Source organism: Enterobacter sp. WI-ESBL-E8 (assembly GCF_053364895.1).
In genome coordinates this window covers 254432-273835 of the sequence record NZ_JBRWXJ010000001.1, presented here as the reverse complement: position 1 = coordinate 273835, position 19404 = coordinate 254432, and the positions used below count along the sequence as shown (strand labels likewise).

The 19404-nt window shown below is 55.7% G+C and carries 16 protein-coding genes and 3 tRNA genes; 7 read left to right on the top strand and 12 right to left on the bottom strand.

Annotation, left to right across the window (positions count from 1 at the left end):
- Nucleotides 1-30 precede the first annotated feature (30 nt).
- Nucleotides 31-115: transfer RNA gene (locus ACWHWP_RS01330), tRNA-Tyr, on the bottom strand.
- An 8-nt stretch (nucleotides 116-123) separates the two neighbouring features.
- Nucleotides 124-199, bottom strand: a tRNA-Thr gene (locus ACWHWP_RS01325).
- 317 nt (nucleotides 200-516) lie between these two features.
- On the opposite strand from ACWHWP_RS01325, the gene coaA reads away from it, so the two are divergent.
- A complete protein-coding gene (gene coaA, locus ACWHWP_RS01320; RefSeq protein WP_032654569.1) occupies nucleotides 517-1467 on the top strand; it encodes a type I pantothenate kinase in 951 nt (316 codons plus the stop codon).
- Nucleotides 1468-1510: 43 nt separating this feature from the next.
- On the opposite strand, the gene dppF is transcribed toward coaA, so the two are convergent.
- The 9 genes from dppF to ACWHWP_RS01275 form a co-directional block, all read right to left on the bottom strand.
- Nucleotides 1511-2524: a dipeptide ABC transporter ATP-binding subunit DppF gene (gene dppF, locus ACWHWP_RS01315; protein WP_047347647.1), complete on the bottom strand. Its 1014-nt coding sequence runs from the start codon at nucleotides 2522-2524 to the stop codon at nucleotides 1511-1513.
- Nucleotides 2521-3504: a dipeptide ABC transporter ATP-binding protein gene (gene dppD / locus ACWHWP_RS01310; RefSeq protein WP_013094994.1), complete on the bottom strand. Its 984-nt coding sequence runs from the start codon at nucleotides 3502-3504 to the stop codon at nucleotides 2521-2523. The genes dppF and dppD overlap by 4 nt, the downstream gene beginning before the upstream one ends.
- A gap of 10 nt (nucleotides 3505-3514) precedes the next feature.
- Nucleotides 3515-4417, bottom strand: a complete 903-nt coding sequence (dppC, locus tag ACWHWP_RS01305) for a dipeptide ABC transporter permease DppC (RefSeq protein WP_047347645.1) — start codon at nucleotides 4415-4417, stop codon at nucleotides 3515-3517.
- 9 nt (nucleotides 4418-4426) lie between these two features.
- The gene (gene dppB, locus ACWHWP_RS01300) at nucleotides 4427-5446 is read right to left on the bottom strand and encodes a dipeptide ABC transporter permease DppB (RefSeq protein ID WP_045285992.1); all 1020 of its coding nucleotides are present in this window, start codon (nucleotides 5444-5446) and stop codon (nucleotides 4427-4429) included.
- 161 nt (nucleotides 5447-5607) lie between these two features.
- Complete coding sequence (gene dppA, locus ACWHWP_RS01295; RefSeq protein WP_059312269.1) at nucleotides 5608-7215, bottom strand: dipeptide ABC transporter periplasmic-binding protein DppA; 1608 nt, start codon at nucleotides 7213-7215, stop codon at nucleotides 5608-5610.
- 620 nt (nucleotides 7216-7835) lie between these two features.
- Nucleotides 7836-7912: transfer RNA gene (locus ACWHWP_RS01290), tRNA-Pro, on the bottom strand.
- A gap of 91 nt (nucleotides 7913-8003) precedes the next feature.
- Complete coding sequence (gene eptB / locus ACWHWP_RS01285) at nucleotides 8004-9695, bottom strand: kdo(2)-lipid A phosphoethanolamine 7''-transferase (RefSeq protein ID WP_063957893.1); 1692 nt, start codon at nucleotides 9693-9695, stop codon at nucleotides 8004-8006.
- A gap of 258 nt (nucleotides 9696-9953) precedes the next feature.
- A complete protein-coding gene (locus ACWHWP_RS01280) occupies nucleotides 9954-11156 on the bottom strand; it encodes an L-lactate MFS transporter (RefSeq protein WP_059312270.1) in 1203 nt (400 codons plus the stop codon).
- 237 nt (nucleotides 11157-11393) lie between these two features.
- Nucleotides 11394-12092 (bottom strand): autotransporter domain-containing protein, encoded by a 699-nt coding sequence (locus ACWHWP_RS01275; protein WP_059312271.1) that lies wholly within the window; start codon nucleotides 12090-12092, stop codon nucleotides 11394-11396.
- 153 nt (nucleotides 12093-12245) lie between these two features.
- Between ACWHWP_RS01275 and tag the strand changes: the two genes are divergently transcribed.
- Nucleotides 12246-12827: a DNA-3-methyladenine glycosylase I gene (tag, locus tag ACWHWP_RS01270; RefSeq protein ID WP_047347640.1), complete on the top strand. Its 582-nt coding sequence runs from the start codon at nucleotides 12246-12248 to the stop codon at nucleotides 12825-12827.
- The gene (locus tag ACWHWP_RS01265; RefSeq protein WP_059312272.1) at nucleotides 12805-13251 is read left to right on the top strand and encodes an N-acetyltransferase; all 447 of its coding nucleotides are present in this window, start codon (nucleotides 12805-12807) and stop codon (nucleotides 13249-13251) included. The genes tag and ACWHWP_RS01265 overlap by 23 nt, the downstream gene beginning before the upstream one ends.
- Here the strand turns inward: ACWHWP_RS01265 and ACWHWP_RS01260 are convergent.
- Nucleotides 13214-15493: a molybdopterin guanine dinucleotide-containing S/N-oxide reductase gene (locus ACWHWP_RS01260; RefSeq protein ID WP_063957997.1), complete on the bottom strand. Its 2280-nt coding sequence runs from the start codon at nucleotides 15491-15493 to the stop codon at nucleotides 13214-13216. The two genes, ACWHWP_RS01265 and ACWHWP_RS01260, sit on opposite strands and share 38 nt — an antisense overlap.
- A gap of 212 nt (nucleotides 15494-15705) precedes the next feature.
- Here ACWHWP_RS01260 and ACWHWP_RS01255 point away from each other — a divergent pair, with 212 nt between their 5' ends.
- From ACWHWP_RS01255 to ACWHWP_RS01240, 4 genes are all read left to right on the top strand, one after another.
- Nucleotides 15706-16368 carry an OmpA family lipoprotein gene (locus tag ACWHWP_RS01255; RefSeq protein ID WP_059311801.1) on the top strand — a complete coding sequence of 221 codons (663 nt, stop codon included), beginning with the start codon at nucleotides 15706-15708 and terminating at the stop codon, nucleotides 16366-16368.
- A 179-nt stretch (nucleotides 16369-16547) separates the two neighbouring features.
- Complete coding sequence (locus ACWHWP_RS01250) at nucleotides 16548-17564, top strand: LacI family DNA-binding transcriptional regulator (RefSeq protein WP_063429477.1); 1017 nt, start codon at nucleotides 16548-16550, stop codon at nucleotides 17562-17564.
- A gap of 103 nt (nucleotides 17565-17667) precedes the next feature.
- Entirely contained in the window at nucleotides 17668-18417 is a 750-nt protein-coding gene (locus tag ACWHWP_RS01245) for a sugar phosphate isomerase/epimerase family protein (protein ID WP_059311802.1), read from the top strand.
- Nucleotides 18418-18420: 3 nt separating this feature from the next.
- Complete coding sequence (locus tag ACWHWP_RS01240; RefSeq protein ID WP_447854932.1) at nucleotides 18421-19359, top strand: sugar kinase; 939 nt, start codon at nucleotides 18421-18423, stop codon at nucleotides 19357-19359.
- The last annotated feature ends 45 nt before the right edge of the window (nucleotides 19360-19404 follow it).

The window sequence follows — 19404 nt, the reverse complement described above, 5'->3', positions numbered from 1 at the left end:
AGCTCCGGCGGCATTTACGCTGCCAGAAAGTGGTGGTGGGGGAAGGATTCGAACCTTCGAAGTCTGTGACGGCAGATTTACAGTCTGCTCCCTTTGGCCGCTCGGGAACCCCACCGGACTTGATGGTGCCGACTACCGGAATCGAACTGGTGACCTACTGATTACAAGTCAGTTGCTCTACCTACTGAGCTAAGTCGGCATCAAGTAGCGCGCATTCTATGGATACCTGCGCGGTCATGCAACTAAAAAATTGCATAAAACGTTCTTTCGCTCACATTTTATGCGAACAACGTGCCGAACGCTGTAAAAGTAGTCATTCACGGTCAAATATTCAACATATTAGCGTGATTTGCACCGTATACACCGTAGCGTGACGGCTTCCGCGTAACGCAGCGCTATCCATCTTTTTTCTTATTATTCCTGTCATCTGGTGTTAACCTCCTGCCCATTGTCCAAAATTAACTGTGTGATGAGCCATGATCCGGCAGTGTGATGCTGGCTCACTGAAGCATGCTTATGAGCAAAAAAGAGCAAACGTTAATGACGCCTTATCTTCACTTTAACCGCAGCCAGTGGGCTGCCCTGCGTGATTCCGTCCCTATGACGCTGACGGAAGGTGAAATCGCACGGTTAAAAGGGATAAACGAAGATCTGTCCCTGGAAGAGGTGGCAGAGATTTATCTTCCCCTCTCTCGCTTGCTTAACTTCTATATCAGCTCCAACCTGCGCCGCCAGGCTGTGCTGGAGCAGTTCCTCGGGACGAACGGTCAACGCATTCCTTATATCATTAGTATTGCCGGCAGCGTGGCCGTGGGTAAAAGCACCACCGCGCGTGTCCTGCAGGCGCTGTTGAGCCGCTGGCCGGAACATCGCAGCGTGGAACTGATTACGACTGACGGCTTCCTGCACCCGAACGAGGTGTTAAAAGAACGCGGGCTGATGAAGAAGAAGGGCTTCCCGCTTTCTTATGATATGCACCGTCTGGTGAAATTTGTCTCCGACCTGAAATCTGGCGTGCCTCACGTGACTGCGCCGGTCTATTCGCACCTGATCTACGATCGCATCCCGGACGGGGATAAAACGGTAGTCCAGCCGGATATCCTGATTCTGGAAGGCCTGAACGTCCTGCAAAGCGGGATGGACTATCCTCACGACCCGCATCACGTATTTGTCTCGGATTTCGTCGATTTCTCTATTTATGTCGATGCGCCGGAAGACCTGCTGCAGAACTGGTACATCAACCGCTTCCTGAAGTTCCGCGAAGGGGCGTTCACTGACCCGGATTCCTATTTCCATCACTATGCTCAGCTTTCTGAAGAAGAGGCGATTAACGTGGCGACGGGACTCTGGAATGAGATCAACTACGTGAACCTCAAAGAGAACATCCTGCCGACGCGCGAGCGCGCGAGCCTGATCCTCACCAAGAGCGAGAAGCACGCCGTGGACCAGATTCGCTTGCGGAAATAACAACGCAGACATAAAAAAACCGGCTTAGCGCCGGTTTTTTACTTTATGCCTGTGGCTTCTCGCCATTTTCATCCTGATCGACCGCGAAGCAGGCGACCAGTTGACCACCATAATCCTTCAACTGAGGCTGTAGCTGGGTGCAAGGACCAAAGCGGCGACTGCAGCGGGCGTTGAATGCACACCCCGGAGGTGGATTCAGCGGGCTTGGCAGCTCACCCGTCAGCTTAATGCGCTCACGACGATCGTCAGGGTTCAGTCGCGGCGTCGCAGACAGCAGCGCCTGGGTATACGGGTGACGAGGATTATTAAAGATCTGATCTTTGCTCCCCTTCTCCACGCAGCGCCCCAGATACATCACCATCACCTCATCGGCAATATGCTCCACCACCGACAGGTCGTGGGAAATGAACACATAAGACAGCCCCAGCTCCTGCTGCAGATCCATCATCAGGTTCAGCACCTGCGCACGGACGGAAACGTCGAGCGCCGAAACCGGCTCATCGGCAATCACCACGTCCGGATCGAGCATCAGCCCCCGCGCGATAGCAATACGCTGACGCTGCCCGCCTGAGAACATATGCGGATAACGGTCATAATGCTCGGTTTTAAGGCCGACCTTCGCCATCATCGCCAGGGCTTTTTCACGGCGCTGCTCTTTGCTCAGATTGCTGTTAATCAGCAGCGGCTCTTCCAGAATCTGCCCCACTTTTTTACGCGGGTTCAAAGAACCATACGGGTTCTGAAACACAATCTGGATTTTCTGGCGACGCAGTTTCTGCGCCTGCGGATCGTGCTTGAGCAGATCCTGCCCCTGGTAATAAAGCTCACCGCCGGTCGGCACTTCAATCATCGTCAGCAGACGGCCCAGCGTGGATTTACCGCAGCCTGACTCCCCCACCACCGCCAGCGTTTTACCGCGTTCGAGATTAAAGGAGACGCCGTCCAGCGCTTTCACCAGGCGCTCAGGGGCAAACAGCCCCTTCTTCACCGGGTAGTATTTTTTCAGGTCGATGGCCTGCAGCAGCGGCTGTTGCGTGGTGGCCTGTTGCGTACTCATAGTGTTGGCCTCCCGGCATCATCGAGTGGGTAGTGGCATTTCGACTGACGGCCGTCAGCAAGCTGATTCAGCTCTGGCTCTTCTGCCCGGCATTTATCTGTCGCATACGGACAGCGCGGATTAAGCAGACAACCTTGCGGACGGTCATACTTACCCGGAACCACGCCCGGCAGCGACGCCAGACGCGCTTTGTCCTGGGCAAACTCCGGCAGCGCACGTAAAAGCGCCTGGGTATACGGATGGCGCGGCGCGCGGAAGATATCGTGCGAACTCCCGGTCTCGACCACCTGGCCGGCGTACATCACGATGATTTTGTGCGCCGCTTCGGCCACCAGCGCCAGGTCGTGCGTAATCAGCACCAGCGCCATATTCTCTTTCTGCTGCAGCTCCAGCAGCAGTTCGATGATTTGCGCCTGAATGGTTACATCCAGCGCCGTCGTCGGCTCATCGGCAATCAGCAGTTTTGGTCGACAGGCAATCGCCATCGCGATCATCACGCGCTGGCTCATCCCACCGGAAAGCTGGTGCGGGTACACGTCCAGACGCGATGCCGGGTCAGGGATCCCCACCTGGTTCAGCAGATCGATCGCGCGCTGGCGACGGGTTTTCTTATTCCCGCCCTGATGCACCTTAATCGCTTCCATAATCTGGAAACCAACGGTGTAGCACGGGTTCAGGCTGGTCATCGGGTCCTGGAAAATCATCGCCACTTCCGCACCCACCAGCTGGCGGCGCTGTTTTTCAGAAATGCGCTTCAGGTCCTGACCGTTGAACTGCAGGTTTTCCGCCATCACGCGGCCCGGGTAATCAATCAGCCCCATGATCGCCAGTGAACTGACCGATTTACCGGAACCGGACTCCCCGACAATGCCAACCACTTCGCCCTGATTGACGCTGTAGCTGATGCGGTCCACGGCGCGAAACGGAGTGCCTTCATCCCCGAAGTGCACCGATAATTTATCTACATTTAATAACGCCATCTCGTGCCTCTTACTGCTTCAGTTTGGGATCAAGTGCATCACGCAGACCATCACCCATCAGGTTAAATGCCAGCACCGTCAGCAGGATTGCCAGACCCGGGAAGGTGACAACCCACCAGGCGCTTTGTGCGAACTGCAACACGTCGGAGAGCATGGTGCCCCACTCCGGTGTTGGCGGCTGCGCACCCATGCCCAGGAAGCCAAGAGCGGCCATATCAAGAATGGCGTTAGAGAAACCGAGCGACGCCTGAACAATCAGCGGCGCAAGGCAGTTAGGGAAGATATTGACAAACATCTGGCGCATCGCGCCCGCACCCGCCACGCGAGATGCCGTGACGTAATCGCGGTTTACTTCTACCAGCACCGCCGCACGTGTTAAGCGTACGTAGTGAGGGAGCGCCACGAAGGTCAACGCCAGCGCGGCGTTACCAATTGACGGGCCGAAGATTGCCACCAGCACCAGCGCCAGCAGCAGGCTTGGCAGCGCCAGCATGATATCGACGATACGCATGATGATGTTATCAACGATACCGCCAAAATAACCGGCAACCAGACCGAGCACGATCCCCATAATCAGGGACAACACCACCACCAGGCAGCCGACCAGCAGCGACAGACGCGCGCCGTACATCAGACGCGACAGCACATCGCGGCCTACGTCATCGGTACCTAACAGGTGCGTCAGGCTACCGCCGTCCTGCCACGCAGGAGGGGCCAGCAGCGCATCGCGGAACTGGTCCGCCGGGTTATACGGTGCCAGGACGTTCGCAAACACCGCGATCAGAATCATGATGACGACATATACCAGCCCGACTACCGCACCTTTATTGCGTTTGAAGTAGTGCCAGAATTCCTGCAGCGGCGTCATTGGCACCGGCGCTGCGACCACTTTATTTTGAGTTACTTGTGACATGATGGCCCCTTACTTCTTATGACGAATACGCGGGTTCACCACGCCGTAAAGCAAATCGACCAGCAGGTTGACGAGGATAATCATCGTCGCGACCAGCAGTACACCGCCCTGCACAACCGGATAATCACGGCGTTGCAGCGCGTCAATCAGCCAGCGACCCAGGCCCGGCCAGGAGAAGATGGTTTCGGTCAGGATCGCCCCCGCCAGAAGCGTGCCCACCTGCAGACCAATAACGGTCACCACCGGCAGCATGGCGTTACGCAGCGCATGAACGATGATGACGCGCATACGGGTCAGGCCCTTGGCGCGCGCGGTACGGATATAATCCTCGCCCAGCACTTCCAGCATGGAAGAACGGGTCATACGCACGATCACCGCCAGAGGAATGGTACCCAGCACCATGGCAGGCAGGATCATATGCGCGACGGCATCAATGAAGTTGCCCTCTTCACCCCAGATAGCCGTATCAATCAACATAAATCCGGTGAGCGGGTTGGAGTCATCCAGGAAGACCATATCGCTGACGCGCCCGGAGACCGGTGTCAGGTTAAGCTGCACCGAGACCAGCATGATCAGCATCATGCCCCACCAGAAGATAGGCATGGAGTAGCCGGTCAGCGCCAGGCCCACCGCAGTATGGTCAAAAATAGAGCCACGCTTAACGGCAGCCAGCACCCCAACAGGAATGCCCACCGCAGTGGCGAAAATCATGGCGCAGACGCCAAGCTCCAGTGTCGCTTTAAAACGCGGCACGAACTCGTCCCACACCGGAAGACGGCTTTTCAACGAAATGCCTAAGTCGCCGTGCATGACGCCCCAAATATAATGGAGGTACTGCTGCCACATCGGCTTATCGAGGCCGAGTTCGGCCAGCAGCTGTGCATGGCGCTCAGGGGAAATACCACGCTCACCCGCCATAATCATTACCGGGTCGCCGGGGATCATATGGACGAAGGCAAAAGTGAGAAGGGTGATACCGATAAACGTGGGGATAACAAGTCCCAGACGTCGGAGGATGAACTGCAACATAACCCGGATTCTCTCTGATGACGCACAACCAATGGCGTGGCGTCTGTATTGCTCACAAATGTAAATTCCCTCTCCCTGTGGGAGAGGGTTAGGGTGAGGAGATGCATGCACGCCCCTCACCCCTGCCCTCTCCCACAGGGAGAGGGAGAACACCCTACTGATTATTCAACAGATACGTTTTCGAAGTGGTGTTTGCCCAGTGGATCAACCACGTAGCCCTTCACTTCTTTACGCACTGGCTCGTACACGGTGGAGTGAGCAACAATCAGCGCCGGAGCCTGATCGTGCATAACAACCTGAGCCTGCTTGTACAGTTCAATACGTTTGTTGTGATCGTCGGTTGCACGCGCCGGCTGGATCAGGTCTTCAAACGGCTTGTAGCACCAGCGAGAGTAGTTAGAACCGTCTTTCGCAGCAGCACAGCTGAACAGGGTGGCGAAGAAGTTGTCCGGATCCCCGTTATCACCGGTCCAGCCCATCATTACCGCCTGGTGTTCACCCGCTTTGGCACGCTTCAGATACTCGCCCCACTCGTAGGTCACAATCTTGGCCTGAACGCCGATCTTCGCCCAGTCGGCCTGAACCATTTCTGCCATACGGCGTGCGTTCGGGTTGTATGGACGCTGAACAGGCATCGCCCACAGCTCAACGGTAAAGCCTTTATCCTGGCCCGCTTCTTTCAGCAGCGCTTTCGCTTTCTCAGGATCGTAGCTGTAGTCTTTAACGTCGTCGTTATAGCCCCACATGGTTGGTGGGATCAGGTTTTTAGCTGCAACGCCAGCGCCCTGGTAAACCGCCTTGATGATCGCTTCTTTGTTCACCGCGTAGGTCAGCGCCTGACGCACTTTCACGTCATCAAACGGTTTCTTCTCGGTGTTGAAGGAGAGGTAGCCCACGTTCAGGCCCGCCTGCTCCAGCAGGTTGATATTCTTATCCTGCTTCATGCGAGCGATGTCAGCCGGGTTCGGGTATGGCATAACCTGGCATTCGTTTTTCTGCAGTTTTGCATAACGCACTGACGCATCAGGCGTGATGGAGAAGACCAGACGGTCGATCTTCGGCTTGGTGCCCCAGAAGCCTTCGAACGCTTTGTAAAGAATACGGGAGTCTTTCTGGTACTGCAGCAGCTGGAATGGACCGGTACCGATTGGGTTCAGGTCGACTTTCTCCGGCGTACCGGCTTTCAGCATGTTGTCCGCGTACTCTTTGGACAGAATAGAGGCGAAGTCCATGGCCAGGTCAGCCAGGAATGGCGCTTCCGGGCGAGTCAGTACGAACTGAACGGTTTTATCGTCAACTTTTTTCACTTCAGAGATCAGGTCGGGAAGACCCATCCCTTCGAAGTATTCATAGCTGCCGCCAGACACTTTGTGGTACGGGTTCTGGGCGTTTTTCTGACGATCGAAGGAGAACACAACGTCGTCGGCGTTAAGGTCGCGCGTTGGTTTGAAATCTTTGTTGTCCTGCCACTTCACGCCCTGGCGCAGGTGGAAGGTATAGGTTTTACCGTCTTCGCTGACTTCCCACTTCTCGGCCAGACCCGGAATCACTTCCGTGGTACCGGTTTTGAATTCAACCAGACGGTTATAGATCGGTACAGAGCTTGCGTCGTAAGTCGTACCAGAGGTAAAGAGCTGTGGGTTAAAGCCTTCCGGCGAGCCTTCAGAACAGTAAACCAGGGTTTTTGCCTGTACGCTTGCTGCCACGGTCATAGCCACCAGGCTCAGACCAAGCTTCAGCATCCCTGACTTCTTCAAGGAAATACTCATTATTCTGCTCCAATGTGATGTTTTGCTTTGTTGTGTTACGCCGCCAGACCTTTATTTATTTTTTACCCGGTCCGGTCGGTGATGCCCGAAGGCTTTAAAGGGATGGAGAATCCTTTCAGAAGAGCGTTTGAGTTGCAGCGCAGATCGTCCCTGAAATGCCCCTCATGCCCTACAATCTGTCAACAGAATGTGAAAACGTCAATACAGGTGACGGGGATTTACGCTGAGTGTGAGAAACCGCAAACAAAGATTAAAAAAACTATGTACGCCAGTTTTCAGCAGGGAAATTTATGCTACTCGCCATCTTGCAGCACAAACCCCTTCATATTTCGCAACAATCAGTGATTAACTTTTATTCAGAATGGGTAAATTTTCTTGCAGAATGGTGATTATCTGAGCACTAAATACCGCGAACGTTAAAGCGCACAGCGAAAAATGCTGAGGTTATCCATAAGCAACGCGAAAAAAGATCAATCTATATATAAAAAAATACAATGGATTATGTCACAAAATCGTTAACAGGCAGGGTGAAGCAGGTCTAAGGGGTATTTTGATGACTCTGGCGGGCTAAGGTCATAATGCAAAAAGGGCTAACCTTGCGGTTAGCCCTTTTCAGAATGTGGTCGGCGAGAGAGGATTCGAACCTCCGACCCACTGGTCCCAAACCAGTTGCGCTACCAAGCTGCGCTACTCGCCGAATGCGGAGCGCATCTTACTGCTGGGGTGCGCCCCCGTCAATCCCTTATTTTCAAAAAGCCATTCAACTGGCGATATTCTCGCCAGGCGAGCTATTGCGCGGCTTTCTGGCTGCTTTCAGGCAGTTTGCACCAGTTGTTATTTTCGTTAAGACCCCCGTCCGGAGAGGTAAAGCCCAAGCAGCCTAAAATGGTGTCGTACAGCTCAACGTGACGACGCGGCACCTTCATATCCGCCTCTTTCTTCAGGTGAGCAAACATCTTCGCTTTCTCAGGGTCTTCCAGATACTTGTCAGACATCCACACCATCATAGGGACACGGAACTGCTCCGGTGGCGCCATCTTACGTGGGGTACCGTGCAGATGCTCGAATTCATTGATGGATTCCCCGTGGTCTGCCGCATAGAACACAATCGCTTTCTTATCACGAACCTGATCAATCACCGAATCAATAAAGTGATCCACATACGTCACGGAGTTATCGTAGGAGTTAATCAGCTGCTCTTTGGTGCAATCTTTATCCACTCCGACACATTCCGGCGTCCATTTCGCAAAGCTACGCGGGTAGCGTTGCGTGTAGTTAAAGTGCGACCCTTTAGTATGCAGGATGATCATGTGCTTACCATCCGGGTTACCGTTGAGAGACAATTTCATCTCATCAATCAGCAGCATGTCATCGACAGGCTTACCGCGGTTACGCGCCTCCGCGCCAATCTGCTCGCGGTAGGCGATGTTCTGCGCCATGGTGTTGCTGTAGAACCACATCTCGCTCTGCATCGCATACAGGTCAGACGTAAATCCAAGCTGATGAAGCACTGAGAAGACGTTTTGCTCTTTCAGCGTACGCTGTGGGTTATCGCTCGCCCCCCCTTCACGTACGAACATGCAGCGTAAGGAGAGCTTGGTGGCGGTATCACAGGAGTAGCCGCGATAGGCAATCAGGTTTTTCTCTTGCGCCAGCTTTGGCGTTGTATCGCGGTCATAGCCAAGAATACCCATATGATCCCAGCGCGTGGTTTCCCCGATAATAAAGACGATGTAGGTATCGTCGAGATCTTTTGGCGGAACATAGGTAAACTTCTTCGCCGGGTTCATCAGCGATTTATTATCAGAAGACTCATCCACCTGCGCCCAAGCATACAGCCCCAGCGCGGAGATCCAGTTAGACGGTAAATACGAGTTGGCAACCACGCCGCCGTAGCTTGGCATATCCACGCCGGAGGTGCGCTCATCATTCTTCTGCTTCACCTCCAGCAGACGAATTGGCCCCCAGACCATCAGACCGGCCAGCAGCACCACCGCGACGCTTCTGAAACGTTTTCCCGGCGTGCGAATCTGGTGAACCAGCGTGTACCGGCAGCGGTTACTCCAGATGAGCAGCAGCGGTAAAGCGCTGACCGCCACCACCCAGAGAATAAAGTGCAACCCCACGACCTCTTTAGAGAGATCGATATCCGTGGTCATCACCGAGGCAATAATGCCGTAGCCAATGACAACGTTCATAAAGGTCATGTAATAGCTGGCCCCCGCCGAGCACAGCACGATAAACGTTGCCAGCACTCGCCACACGCGACGGCCAAACAGAGTAAGAATACGGAATAAAAAGAAGGTGACCAGTACCGCGGCGACCAATTCGACAACCGCTGCAATTCCTTTCCAGACGGTAAAATCTTGCGCATAACCGTCAAACCGACGGAAAAAAACTGCGCCATTCATAAACAGGCCGATGTACAACGCCAGCAAAAAGCAGAGCTTTTGTTGCGCCATCGATTTAATGTATTTCATGCAAGCTACCCGGAAAAAGGGACAGTACCGCCACCCACCTCGATTAAAAAGTGGGCAGATTAGACATACGCTCAGGGGATCGTTCAATGAAACGTCTACAGGCGTGGTAAGTAGACCACAGGGAAGGGAAAAAGTGGCAGAAGAGAATGTGATCGGTACAGTTATTTACAAAAAAGCAAATCCTAAAACAGACAATATTGCTTTATTTCCAGTCTTCAGAAAATGAAAAGGCCGGATTACCGGCCTTTCTCGTCGTCATTATGCATGAACTTCTTTGAAAACTTCGCGTTGCGGCTGGCGAATCGTGGTAGAGAGCGCCAGAGAGATAATCAGCAAGGCAAATATCACGCAGAAAGTGACATAGAACCCACCGAACAGGGAAGCTATCAGCGAACCGCAGATACTGCCAATCCCGAAGCCCAGATAGATAACGCCGTAGTTTTTCGCCAGATTATTCAGGCCAAAGAACTCGCTCACCAGTGACGGGAAGACGGTAATGGTGCCGCCGAAGTTAAAGGCTACGCAGGCAATCGCCGCAAAGAAGGTCGCTTCGTTCAGCGGGGCAAACAGCAGGGCCGCCATACCGACCAGAGACACCACCTGCCCAATCGTAATCACACGGATACGGGCGATTTTGTCAGAGAGAATACCAAGTACCAGACGACCGGAGAGGTTGGCAATGGAAATCACGGTCACCGCATTGGCCGCCGTGGCCGCATCCAGTTTCACCATCCCCTGGGCGATATCTTTCGCCACGCCGATAACATACAGACCGCTCATGCAGGCCGTCAGGAACATCACCGCCAGCATCCAGTACTGCGGTTTACGCATGGACTGCGCGAGGGTGAAGTCGTTCTCCACCACACCGTTCACGGACTTGACCTCCTGCTGCGGCGCATCTTTCATCAGCGTGGCACCGAAGAGAATCATCACCAGAACGATTGCGCCCCAGATCATAAAGGTTTTTTCGAGGCCTACGGACGCCAGCAGGTGGGAGTCGATAAATTTGAAACCGAGGCTGCCCAGACCATAAGAACCAATCGCAAACGCAGAGATCAGGCCTTTACGCTCCGGGAACCACTTCACGCAGTTCGACAGGGTCAGCAGGTAACCTGCACCATCGGCCAGCCCCACCAGCACACCGGCGCTTAGCCACAGCATCATCAGGTTGCTGGAGTGCGCCGTCAGGAAAAAGCCTATACCCAGCAGAATGCCGGACGCCATGGTCACCCGCTTCACGCCAAAACGCTCCTGCAGCTTGCCCGCAACGGAAGACGAAATCGCCAGGCCCAGGCTCAGCAGACCAAAGGAGAACGCGACCTGGCTGACCGGTGCGCCGAGTTTGTCGGAAAGCGCGCTGTTAAACAGGCTCCAGGTATAGACCGAACCCAGCGCAAACTGGGTGACGATGGTGCCAAAGAGCGTAAGCCAGCGCGTGCGGTTATAAGTTGATGTGTTCATGGCAGTTGTCCTGCAGAGAAATTAAGAAAGTTCGCTGAGGACAACGATAAACAAAACCTTAATACGCCTGGGGTAAAACGGCATGAAATGCAGGCGGAACGGAATGAAATGCCTGGAATCGGGAATGAATGACCTGGCGCGGGAATAAAGCGACAGTGTGTTAGTGCCCGCTATCGCTGTAACCCCTGCGGTTGTTGTATTCAGGATGTTATCGTAACGTTTAAAAAAGTAACAACTCTAAAAATTTGCACTGACGCCCAGGGTGTACAAAAACTCCTCACCGGTGGCGGCATGTTCCCCCTGAGAGAGCGACGCATAAGCGGCAACATGGGTGGTAAACGGCATATCCGTTCCAACGGTCACATCCATCCAGCTACCGTTTTGCGCAGGGGCTGGCGTTTGCGGCATGCCAAACTGCGATTTCCACTGGTTTTCACCAAACTGCTGGTTGTAGCTAATCTGCGCCCAGGGACGAAGATCGCCGTACTGGGTATTCATTCGCCATCCCAGCGTGCTGACGCTGGCATGCCAGAGCGGGTCAGCGAGCGCTTGCGTCGTCACGCTATCACCAAACTCGTTGATCATCATGGGAGCCGTACCGTCATAACGCCACGCCACCACCGGGCCGGTGGTGATACGCGCTGAAACCGGAAAATTCCAGCCCACGCTCATCGCACCGTCCATCGTCGTGCCAGACGGTACATTCAGGGCAAGGCCTGGCGCATTTTGTGAAGACTGGATACGCTCCGCAAGAATATCCTCATAACGCGGTTGGTGATCCGCGTCCCATGTATAGCGTTCCGCCGTATTATTTTGGGCGTCTGAAACGATATATTCCTGTTGCCAGGCAGACGCGGGATTACACATAAACAGGCAGGCTGAAATCCCCACCAGGCCAGAAATAGCATGGCGACCACTGATTTTTTTTATCATCATCAACGCGACCCCAGAGAGAGCCGAATTCGGCGATATTTGTCGTTATTCAGGAAGAGCTTATAGCCCTGTATTAACTATTGTCTTTATAGTAAACACGTCAAGCCAGTCAGGATGAAAATTTTGCGAAATCAGTATCAATAAGGGAGATTACGGATGGAACGTTGCGGTTGGGTAAGCCAGGATCAGCTTTATATCGACTATCACGATCGGGAATGGGGCGTGCCGGAAACCGATGGCAAAAAACTCTTTGAGATGATCTGCCTGGAGGGTCAGCAGGCGGGCCTGTCATGGATTACGGTACTGAAGAAACGCGAAAACTATCGCAACGCCTTTCACCAGTTCGATCCTGTCGCTGTCGCCGCCATGACCGATGAGGACGTGGAACGGCTGGTGCAGGATGCCGGCATCATCCGCCATCGCGGTAAGATCCAGGCCATCATCGGTAACGCACGCGCTTACCTGGCAATGGAACAAAACGGCGAACCGTTCTCAGACTTTGTCTGGACGTTTGTGAATAACGATCCGCAAATCACGCAGGCCGCCACGCTCGCGGAAATTCCCGCCTCCACACCGGCCTCGGATGCGCTCTCGAAAGCGCTCAAAAAACGCGGCTTTAAGTTTGTCGGCTCCACCATCTGCTACGCCTTTATGCAGGCCTGTGGCCTGGTCAACGACCATGTTACCGGCTGCTTCTGTCATCCGGGAGACCACCATGATCCGCAAATGGCAAAGTGAGAATACCGCGCCGCTTCTGCGCCTATGGCTTGAAAGCACTACAGAAGCGCATCCGTTTATTGAGGCGAGCTACTGGAAAGAGAATGAAGCGATGGTGCGGGACGTTTACCTGCCTTCGGCTGAAACCTGGGTCTGGGAACAGGATGGCGAACCTTACGGGTTTATCAGCGTGATGCAGTCTCAGTTTGTCGGCGCACTGTTTGTCGCACCGGCGTATATCGGCAAAGGAATCGGGCGCGCGCTGCTGAACCACGTTCAACAGCGCTTCCCGCACTTAAGCCTGGAGGTGTATCAGAAAAATATCCGGGCGGTGAATTTCTACCACGCTCAGGGCTTTCGTATTGAAGACAGCGCCTGGCAGGATGATACCCAGCACCCGACCTGGATCATGAGCTGGCAGGCGGATCAAACGCCGTTAAGGTAAGCTCGGGACCCTCATATTTCTCGACCCAGGCCAGCGCCGTATTCCCTGCGCAACCATTCCCCAGCTTCGAGCTGGGGAGATCTTTGGTCAGCACGTTAACCGCCCCGTTTTTACAGATCCCGCCTTCGGTTGGCTCCAGGTCAGGCCACGCGCCCTGGTGAATACAGACAACACCCGGTTTAATCCCGTCGCTGACCACCGCCCCTGCCAGCACCTGTCCGCGATGGTTCCAGACGCGCACCACGTCACCGTCGACAATCCCGCGGGCTTTTGCATCGAGGGTATTTAGCGTAATCGGCTCTCGCCCTGCAACCGCATACTGCTCACGCAGTGACGTGTAGTTAAGCTGGCTGTGCAGACGATGCGCGGGATGGGCTGACAACACCTGCAGCTGCTCCGGCTGGGCGTTACCGTGCCACTCGTCCGGCTCGAGCCACATAGGATGCGGCGGGCAGTCGGCATAGCCAAAGCTGGCAATGCGCTCACTGTAGATCACCATCTTTCCGCTCTCGGTTTTCAGCGGGTGATTTTCCGGGTCGCGGCGGAAATCGGCAAAACGGACAAACTGCGCGTTCTGTTCGCTCTCCGGCATCTCGACGATCTGGTTCGCCTCCCAAAACTCAGCGAATGGCGGAAGCGTTACGCCCTGCGCCGCGCCGCGCTGCCCGGCAATCTGATAGAAGGTTTCCAGCCATTCGAGATCAGTTTTCCCCTCGGTGAAACGCTCGCGCCCGCCCGCTTCCCACAGCTCGCTCAGCTCAGCAAACACGTCGAAATCATCTCGCGCTTCATCACGCGGCGCCACGACGCGCTTCATCGGGACCATGTGCTGGTTGCTGTAGTCGCCGGTCATGGTGAGATCGTTACGCTCAAACGAGGTGGTCGCCGGCAGCACAATATCTGCATGCTTAGCCGAGCCGGTCCAGAAGCACTCTGAGATCACCACCAGCTCCGGCTTTTGCCAGGCACGGATCAGGCGATTGGTATCCTGATGGTGAGTGAAGTTCGACCCGCCCGCCCACCAGACAAACTTAATATCCGGAAAGTGGCGGTCCAGACCATTGTGCTGATAAAAACCACCCGGATTTTCCAGAGCTTCAACAATACGCGCCACCGGGATTTTATCCACGGCATCCACGCCGCCCTGCACCGAACCTTGCAGAGAAGCCAACACGGCGGCTTTACGAGTGGGGTTACCGCCGTTCGCGAAGTGATAGGAAAGCCCAAAACCCCCGCCCGGCGTACCGATCTGCCCAAGCATCGCGGCAAGCGTCACCAGCATCCAGTGTTTTTGCTCGCCAAACTGCTGGCGCTGCATCCCCCAACCGGACATTAACATCGTGGTATTTTTATGGAACAACGCCGCCAGTTCGCGGAGTTTGTACGCAGGAACGCCGCAAATCCCGGCCGCCCACTCTGCTGTTTTCGCCACCCCATCGGATTGCCCCGTCAGATATTCAGCGAATTTATCGAAGCCGGTGGTACAGCGCGTAAGAAATTCGACATCATGCCAGCCGTTTTCGACCAGCGTATGGGCGATACCCAGCATCATCGCCACGTCGGTGCCCATATGCGGGGCAATCCACTCGGCGCTGTCGCCGAAGAACTCCATGGTTTCAGAACGCATCGGGTCAATGCAGATGATGCGCTTGCCGCTTTTGCGCAGCGCGTCGAAATAGGGAATGCCCTGTTCGTCGCTGGCATTCCAGGCAATTTTCAGCGTATTCAGCGGGTTGGCACTCCACAGCACCACCACGTCTGTATGCTCCAGCACCAGCAGCCAGCTAGTCTGCTGCTGGTACACTTCGTTCCCCCCCACCACGTACGGCATGATCGCCTGCGCCGCCCCCGTGGAGTAATCCCCCAGATGACCGGTATAGCCTCCCGCCAGGCTCATATAGCGCTGTAGCAGCGTCGAGGCCTTGTGCAGCACGCCGTTAGAACGCCAGCCGTAGGACCCGGCGAAAATGGAGGACGGACCGTAACTGTCGCGAATACGCCTGTGCTGGCTGTGGATCAGCGCCAGCGCGTCATCCCAGCTCACGCGAATAAACTCATCCTGACCACGAATACCCTGCGGGTTGTCCGGCGAGGCCAGAAAACCTTTACGCACCATCGGCCAGCGCACGCGCGTTTTGCTGTGCACCTGATCGCGAACGACGGTCTGTAAAGAGTTGGGATGTTGGGTTGGCAATGCCCCGCGAGACGACAGGACATTTTCGCCGTCGGTTTCGACCAGCATCGGCCCCCAGTGGGCGGCGGTCAGAATGGTTTTCGTTGAGGTGCTCAAGCGTGCGCTCCTGGTTGCGTGCAGGTTTTACGGCCTTCTTATTGAGGCAGTTTATGGTTTGTCACAAATTTCAGAGTTATACCCGGAATTTTCTCCGTATCTGGACGTCATAATCAACTGCCACGCTCGCCGTGGCAAAGAATAAAAAGGATTAAGGAAAGAAGATGAAAAAACGCGTACTCGTTATTGCCGCTCTGGTGAGCGGCGCACTGGCTGTTTCTGGCTGCACAACCAACCCTTACACCGGCGAACGCGAAGCGGGTAAATCCGGTATCGGCGCAGGTATCGGCTCGCTGGTAGGCGCAGGCGTTGGGGCGCTCTCCTCCTCCAAGAAAGACCGCGGCAAAGGCGCGCTGATTGGCGCAGCGGCAGGCGCAGCGCTGGGCGGCGGCGTGGGTTATTACATGGACGTGCAGGAAGCGAAGCTGCGCGACAAAATGAAGGGCACCGGCGTGAGCGTAACGCGCAGCGGCGATAACATCATCCTGAACATGCCAAACAACGTGACCTTTGACAGCAGCAGCGCGACGCTGAAACCGGCCGGCGCGAACACCCTGACCGGCGTGGCGATGGTGCTCAAAGAGTACAACAAGACCGCCGTGAACGTGACGGGCTATACCGACAGCACCGGCAGCCAGGATCTGAACATGCGTCTGTCCCAGCAGCGCGCCGATTCCGTGGCCAGCTCGCTGATTACCCAGGGCGTTGAAGCGAACCGCATCCGCACCAGCGGAATGGGCCCAGCTAACCCTATCGCCAGCAACAGTACGGCGGAAGGCAAAGCGCAGAACCGTCGCGTTGAAATTACGTTAAGTCCAATTCAGTAGGTAAAAGCAAAACGGCAACGCTCGTTGCCGTTTTTAGTGGTTGCACCCTCTCCCGTGGGAGAGGGTTGGGGTGAGGGCACCAGACCGCACCCCAGGTAAGCGCAGCGCCACCGGGCAAATTACTTGATTCGCCAGATTTTCCCGCTAAGGTATTCTCACTAAATTCAGGGAAATCAGCGATGAGCAAACCAGCCCGGGCCACCATCAGCGACGTGGCGAAAGCCGCCAAAACCGGTAAAACCAGTATTTCGCGCTACCTTAACGGCGAGAAACACCTGCTGTCCGATGCATTGCTGGCGCGTATTGAACAGGCGATTGCCGACCTCGACTATCGTCCCAGCCTCATGGCGCGCGGGCTCAAACGCGGCCGCACCCGCCTTATTGGCCTTATCATCGCCGATATCACCAACCCCTATTCCGTTAACGTGCTCAGTGGTATCGAAGCGGCCTGTCGCGAGAAGGGCTTCACGCCGCTGGTCTGTAACACCAATAACGAAGTCGACCAGGAGCTGCATTACCTCGATCTGCTGCGCAGCTACCAGGTGGAAGGAATTGTGGTTAACGCAGTGGGCATGCGTGAAGAGGGTTTAAACCGCCTGCAGCAGTCCTCCCTGCCTATGGTCCTCATCGACCGTAAAATTCCGGAATTTGCCTGCGATGTGGTCGGGCTGGATAACGTTCAGGCCGCCACAACCGCCACCGAACATCTGATTGAACAAGGCTTCGAAGCGATTCTCTTTCTGAGCGAGCCGCTGGGGATGGTTAACACCCGTCGCGAACGTCTGGGCGCGTTTCGCGCCACGCTGGAGCGTTATCCCGGCGTGATCGCCGAAAATGCCGAAACCCCGCTTCACGAAGCCGACCAGCTCGACAACACTCTGCGTCAGTTCCACACTCGCCATCGCGGGATGCGCAAAGCCGTTATCTCCGCCAACGGGGCGCTAACCCTTCAGGTCGCCCGCTCGCTCAAGCGCATTGGCCTGCACTGGGGCAGCGACATCGGTCTGCTGGGGTTTGATGAACTGGAGTGGGCGGAACTGGCCGGCGTCGGCATTACCACCCTTAAACAACCCACCTGGCAAATTGGCTATGCTGCTGTAGAACAAGTGGTTCGTCGTATTGAAGGCACCAGCGATGCCGTTCGCGAGCAGGTCTTCTCCGGCGAGCTGATCGTTCGCGGCTCCACCGCGCGTTAATTTTCCCTTGTGATACCGATCATAAATTCAGCATCCTGACCTTTTCTTTGGAACCGGTTCCATCTAGCGTAATAGTATTGATAGGTTGCGATGGAGTCCAACGATGGACAGGAAAATTATGGTGGTCACCGCCGCGTATGGGGCGGAACAGGTGCGACAGGCAGGCGGTCAGCGGGCGATGCTTCCCGTCATTGCCGGCGCCGGGGCAGACGGCGTGGAGATCCGCCGCGAACTGTTTAACAGCGAAGAGCTGCTGGCACTGCCTGCGCTGGGGGAATCCATTGAGCTGCTGGGCCTGCTGGCGTGCTACTCCGCCCCTGCGGCCCTGTTTATGCCGGACGGCACCCTCAACCCGGACCTGCCCCGCTACCTCTCTGAGGCCAACACCCTGAACGCGCTGTGGCTCAAGGTTTCCCTGGGCCATTTTAGCGATGCGCAGCCTCTCGAAGCTCTGCGTACGCTACTGAACGCAAGCGGCATGGCGCTGGTCGTGGAGAACGATCAGACCGACTGCGGCCAGCTCGCGCCTATGCAGCGCTTCCAGACCGCCTGCCGGGAAATGGCGCTCCCCGTCACGCTGACCTTCGACATGGGTAACTGGCTGTGGGTTGGCGATTCGCCTGAAGAGGCCGCACGCCATCTGGCCCCTGCCGTGAGCTATATCCACGTGAAAGCCGCAGTGCCGCATAAAGATAACTTCCGCGCCGTCGCACCGGACCACGCCGATGCGCGCTGGCTGGATCTGCTTAGCCAGCTGCCAGCCGATGCCCCGCGCGGTATCGAGTTCCCGCTGGAAGGGGCGGATTTAACCGCCGTTACCCGCCATTACGTCAACCTGCTGCGCGAGGAGTAAACCATGCACAAGACGCTGGATGTCATCACAATCGGCGAGGCCATGGCGATGTTCGTCGCCACCGAAACGGGCGAGCTGAGCGCGGTGGAGCACTTTATCAAACGCGTGGCAGGCGCAGAGCTGAACGTCGCGACGGGACTTGCGCGCCTTGGTCTGAACGTCGGCTGGGTCAGCCGCGTGGGGGACGACAGCTTTGGCCACTTCGTTCTCGATTCGCTGAAAAAAGAGGGCATTGATGCTGCAGGCGTTACCCTCGACGGGCGCTTCGCCACAGGCTTTCAGCTTAAATCGAAAGTCGAAAATGGAACCGATCCCATCGTGGAGTATTTCCGTAAAGGATCGGCAGCGAGCCATCTCTCCGTGGCGGATTACCACGCCGACTATTTCGCCTCCGCGCGCCATCTGCACCTGAGCGGCGTGGCGGCAGCGCTCTCTGCCAGCTCGTATGAACTGCTGGATCATGCCGCAACGACAATGAAGGCCCAGGGCAAAACGATCTCTTTCGATCCTAACCTGCGCCCGGTGCTGTGGAAAAGCGAAGCGGAAATGGTCGAGAAGCTCAACCGTCTGGCATTCAGGGCGGACTGGGTTCTGCCGGGCCTGAAAGAAGGAATGATCCTGACCGGCGAAAGCACGCCGGAGGGCATTGCCGACTTTTACCTGAACAAAGGAGTAAAAGCCGTGGTGCTGAAAACCGGTGCCGATGGCGCATGGTTTAAAACGGCAGACGGCGAACAGGGCGCGGTCGCTGCGGTGAAGGTTGAAAACGTTGTCGACACCGTCGGCGCGGGCGATGGTTTTGCCGTGGGCGTCATTAGCGCTCTGCTGGAAGGCAAAACGCTGCAGCAGGCCGTAGCGCGAGGCAACAAGATTGGCTCGCTGGCCATTCAGGTGCAGGGCGATAGCGAAGGATTACCAACGCGAGCAGAGCTCGGCGTTTAAATTCCCTCTCCCTGTGGGAGAGGGCCAGGGTGAGGACAGCAAGCC

Excerpts from the sequence above, each read along its gene's own strand:
- eptB (WP_063957893.1), bottom strand. The coding sequence starts at position 9,695 with ATGAAATACATTAAATCGATGGCGCAACAAAAGCTCTGCTTTTTGCTG.
- ACWHWP_RS01280 (WP_059312270.1), bottom strand. The coding sequence starts at position 11,156 with ATGAACACATCAACTTATAACCGCACGCGCTGGCTTACGCTCTTTGGC.
- ACWHWP_RS01265 (WP_059312272.1), top strand. The coding sequence starts at position 12,805 with ATGATCCGCAAATGGCAAAGTGAGAATACCGCGCCGCTTCTGCGCCTA.
- dppD (WP_013094994.1), bottom strand. The coding sequence starts at position 3,504 with ATGGCGTTATTAAATGTAGATAAATTATCGGTGCACTTCGGGGATGAA.
- ACWHWP_RS01240 (WP_447854932.1), top strand. The coding sequence starts at position 18,421 with ATGCACAAGACGCTGGATGTCATCACAATCGGCGAGGCCATGGCGATG.
- ACWHWP_RS01245 (WP_059311802.1), top strand. The coding sequence starts at position 17,668 with ATGGACAGGAAAATTATGGTGGTCACCGCCGCGTATGGGGCGGAACAG.
- ACWHWP_RS01260 (WP_063957997.1), bottom strand. The coding sequence starts at position 15,493 with ATGCTGGTCGAAACCGACGGCGAAAATGTCCTGTCGTCTCGCGGGGCA.
- ACWHWP_RS01275 (WP_059312271.1), bottom strand. The coding sequence starts at position 12,092 with ATGATGATAAAAAAAATCAGTGGTCGCCATGCTATTTCTGGCCTGGTG.
- dppF (WP_047347647.1), bottom strand. The coding sequence starts at position 2,524 with ATGAGTACGCAACAGGCCACCACGCAACAGCCGCTGCTGCAGGCCATC.
- dppA (WP_059312269.1), bottom strand. The coding sequence starts at position 7,215 with ATGAGTATTTCCTTGAAGAAGTCAGGGATGCTGAAGCTTGGTCTGAGC.
- ACWHWP_RS01250 (WP_063429477.1), top strand. The coding sequence starts at position 16,548 with ATGAGCAAACCAGCCCGGGCCACCATCAGCGACGTGGCGAAAGCCGCC.
- ACWHWP_RS01255 (WP_059311801.1), top strand. The coding sequence starts at position 15,706 with ATGAAAAAACGCGTACTCGTTATTGCCGCTCTGGTGAGCGGCGCACTG.
- dppB (WP_045285992.1), bottom strand. The coding sequence starts at position 5,446 with ATGTTGCAGTTCATCCTCCGACGTCTGGGACTTGTTATCCCCACGTTT.
- dppC (WP_047347645.1), bottom strand. The coding sequence starts at position 4,417 with ATGTCACAAGTAACTCAAAATAAAGTGGTCGCAGCGCCGGTGCCAATG.
- tag (WP_047347640.1), top strand. The coding sequence starts at position 12,246 with ATGGAACGTTGCGGTTGGGTAAGCCAGGATCAGCTTTATATCGACTAT.
- coaA (WP_032654569.1), top strand. The coding sequence starts at position 517 with ATGAGCAAAAAAGAGCAAACGTTAATGACGCCTTATCTTCACTTTAAC.